At 33.1% G+C, this 3,754-nt stretch carries 3 protein-coding genes; all 3 read right to left on the reverse strand.

Features of this window, described 5'->3' with window-relative positions:
• Positions 1–86 precede the first annotated feature (86 nt).
• Positions 87–1,382, reverse strand: coding sequence for an AAA family ATPase (locus tag ACQRBJ_RS15700; RefSeq protein ID WP_445304189.1), 1,296 nt, complete (start codon positions 1,380–1,382; stop codon positions 87–89).
• A gap of 172 nt (positions 1,383–1,554) precedes the next feature.
• Positions 1,555–2,466, reverse strand: coding sequence for a hypothetical protein (locus ACQRBJ_RS15705; protein ID WP_445304190.1), 912 nt, complete (start codon positions 2,464–2,466; stop codon positions 1,555–1,557).
• A gap of 12 nt (positions 2,467–2,478) precedes the next feature.
• Positions 2,479–3,754: MBOAT family O-acyltransferase (locus tag ACQRBJ_RS15710; protein ID WP_445304191.1), on the reverse strand; the 1,276-nt coding region annotated here is incomplete at its 5' end.

Here is a 3,754-nt window from a genome sequence, read left to right on the forward strand (position 1 = left end):
CAACATAAATATTTTTGGTAGATGGTTCTAATTTACAGATAGAAATAACTTCATCTATAGTTCTCTTTTCGAATAAACACATATTATTATTCTATATCTCGTAATTGTACTACATTGCCCATATGTTTTGATAATATTTCAAAAGAATGCGTTGCAATTATAAACTGTGCATGATTATCACTAACAAAAAAATTCAATGTATTCATAAGCATACGCTGCCACTTAATGTTAAGTGAGATTTCTGGCTCATCTATAATAATGAAGGAGCATTTTGAACTGTTGCGTATAACTTTACTAAACAATATAAGCAACTGTTTTTCACCAGATGACAAGCAATCAAAAGATACCTGTTCTCCATTTTTTACATGACGTATAGAGAAACCGTCACTTACAGAAAAAGAAATAGTCTTTTCATGTAAATAAATAGATAAACTTTCTAGCATATATGAAAGAATTTCCATCAAATCATTCAAAGCCCTCATCTTGTTATTAAGCGTCTCTATATATGGAGTAAGTATTGCCTGAACAACTCCTATCTTAGACTTCTGCGTTCTATCAATATTCTGCAGCAAATATTTATAATCGGTTTCATTAAGAAATCCCATATCAACATAAGGCTTGGCCTTTTCCGCAATAATCTCAAGTTCCTTCTTGATATCTTCCAAAGACTTTTCGTTTTCTTCAACCGAATTATTTACAGAGAACTGCTCAATAAGTTTAGCATATATATTAGAAGTGCCTTCCTCTCCTTTTTTTGAAGCAGATAAAGCCCTATTTATAAGCCACTCTTGCAATAAACGAATTTCATGTTCAACTTCTTCTTCACGCTTTTCAATTCTTCTTATTCTCATTCTGCTATTAAAGGTCTCTATTTCTTCAATGGCAGTATGATCCACCCCATTAATTTCTTTTCTACGATCTGAAATGAAAAGAATATCTTCATCCTTAAGTAAATCCAACAACAGAAAATATTTTTTTTCTGCTGGAGAATATCTTGTCCCAATAGCCCACTTTTCATCATCCCTTTCAGCACGTAAAGTAAATGTATCAGTTTGACCCTTTATGCTATAAGAAATAGAATATTTGCCCAACCAATGAAACTCATCATTTTCCCTAAAGGCCTTAATATAACTGCCATCCGTAAAACTTATCAAGAAAGACTCAAAAGCAATATTTGCAAGTTCAGACTTATGACCATTTCGTTCTTTATTAGACAACAGATAATTAATCATACGTAAAATGGTCGATTTTCCCGTACCATTATCACCATAAAGAATCATTAAATTATCAAATGTAACCTCATTTGATGCATATTGTAAATCATAGTTATATACACCAAATAATTTTCTAACTTCAATCTTTGATATTTTTAACTTACCCATAATTATAAAAATAAATAAAACTCTATTTGGGGATTCCCTTTTGTATTAACAATCTTGCAAATGCATCTTGTATAGTTTACAACAAGGAAAAAATTAGAACCCCATTGCAGTATCGCTCTGCACTCAGCCGTCACTCGGATGGGATTATAATTTATAAGCGTTATTTGATAACTTACTTATAATTCTCTACAAATGGTTTTATTTGATCAATAAAGCGTTCAGTATATACCGAAGCTCCCTCTTTTGTCAAGTGAACAGCATCGCTGAAATAACTCATTTCTGTATTATGCCCAAAGAAACTTGTATTATCAATGAAAGGTATCCCATTTGCCTTTGCTATCTTTCTGATTGGTTCATATTCTATTGAGTTTGTTCGTTTATACAAAGGAGAAATGACAAAAATAAGTTTAGTTCCATTTTCTTTGCATTCACGGATAAGTTTCTCCATGTAGTGGATTTTTACCGTATCCAGCTTTTCATCATGGACAAATGGTTTATCATCGACAATTGGCTCTTTTACCATCTTACTTTCTGAAGGTTGATAACCTTTTATGTTATTTACCCTTGCTATAGATAAATCACAAAGAGTTTGCACACCTATACCATTATAGCGATACATAGAACTTACGTCTTTAACAGCTTCTACTTTATCAACGTCTGATATATAGGAACGAATTTTCTGATTCCAATAATATGGACGAAGTGTTTTTAGATATTTGATATTGTCTCCTTTTAGATAATCAAAATTTGGCTGAATATCATAAACTATAACCTTCGGACGATATCTTCTATTTATCATTTGATACAACCCATAGAATAGAAGAATACCTTGACCGTCAAAACCACAATTATAGCAACTCTTTCCTAATGATTTCTCTATCATTGTTGCATCATAGTGATGAACAGCACGAGAGCTACCAAAAATCAACATGTCTTCATTCGTTTGTTTCGCAATATGTGCTATTCTTTCAGTTGAGCCACTCTTTGCATGTGCAAAAAGAAAGTCAAAACATAAGCCACATAATATATCAGTTAAAACTACCAGTCCAAAAAATAAAACTAATTTATTGATAAACTTTTTCATTGTCTTAGCTTTTTAGAATGACACATAGATAAACGAGCCTGAATCAAGAACTCCATAAAGTATAATGCTTGCGAATAAAAGCAAGTATGCCGTCCATCTTAGAACCGTTGATTTGCCCCTAATTAAAGAGAATTTATAAGGCCAGTATTCCTTCATAAATTCACTTCCAAAAAGTCCTAAAATAGCAGTGTAGACAATATAGCTATACATAGGACTTTCAACTCTGCCACCTGCATTACTAAACATACGGATTATTATATCAAAAGCCTCTCCTATTGTTGGCATACGGAAAAAGATCCATGCAAAACTTACCAAACAAAAAGTTATGAAGATTCTAACACATCGAATAGTAGTCAGTCGAATATTTTTTTCTTTCAATTCTTTTTTCAACCAGTCACCCATTAGTGCTTTTTCTACAATCTGGAAAAATCCGTGGAGTACACCCCATAAAACAAAAGTCCAGTTGGCTCCATGCCACAGTCCACTAACCAGAAAGGTTATAAGAATATTAAAATACTGACGAATTTTCGAACAACGATTTCCACCTAAATTGATATATACATGAGTCGTAAGCCAATGTGTCAATGAAATATGCCAACGTTTCCAAAACTCTGTAACAGATGCTGCTAAATATGGACGTTCAAAATTATTAATAAGGTTAAAACCAAGCATCTTGGCAATACCGACTGCCATGAAAGAATAACCTGCAAAATCACAATAGATTTGTACTGTATAAGCAAGACTTGCTTTAACACATGTCATACTGGTATAATAATCATAATGTCCATAGACAGTATCAACAAAATCCCCCAACCTATCAGCGATAACAACCTTTAGAAACATTCCCCAAAGCAATACCTGCAAACCCGTCTTAGCCTGTTCAAATTTGAAACATCGTGACTGTTTTATCTGTGGCATTAAGTCTTTAGCAGTACTGATTGGTCCTGACATGACCTGCGGAAAGAAACTCACAAAGAGCGCAAAATCCAAGTAACTTTTTTCCGCAGAAATACGTTTGTGGTACACATCCATTAAATAACCAACAGCTTGAAAAGTATAAAACGATATGCCCACTGGTATAGCCCAATTTAAACCTGGTAACATAAAATGTAGTCCTGTGGAGGTCAAAACAGACGTGATGCTTTCATTCAAAAAATTAAAATATTTGAAAATGAGAAGTGGTAATAATCCCAAAAGCACAAAACACCAACAAACGATTAATTTCCTTTTACCTATTTCTTGTTTGTTTAAAATAATGCCCCCCCAGACCGTCCGAAAACCTTGATTT

The organism is Prevotella sp. SGI.167, from assembly GCF_050313615.1.
GTDB lineage: Bacteria > Bacteroidota > Bacteroidia > Bacteroidales > Bacteroidaceae > Prevotella.

Bases quoted from the DNA above. Each gene is read 5' to 3' on its own strand.
- ACQRBJ_RS15705 (WP_445304190.1), bottom strand. From the start codon at position 2,466: ATGAAAAAGTTTATCAATAAATTAGTTTTATTTTTTGGACTGGTAGTT.
- ACQRBJ_RS15700 (WP_445304189.1), bottom strand. From the start codon at position 1,382: ATGGGTAAGTTAAAAATATCAAAGATTGAAGTTAGAAAATTATTTGGT.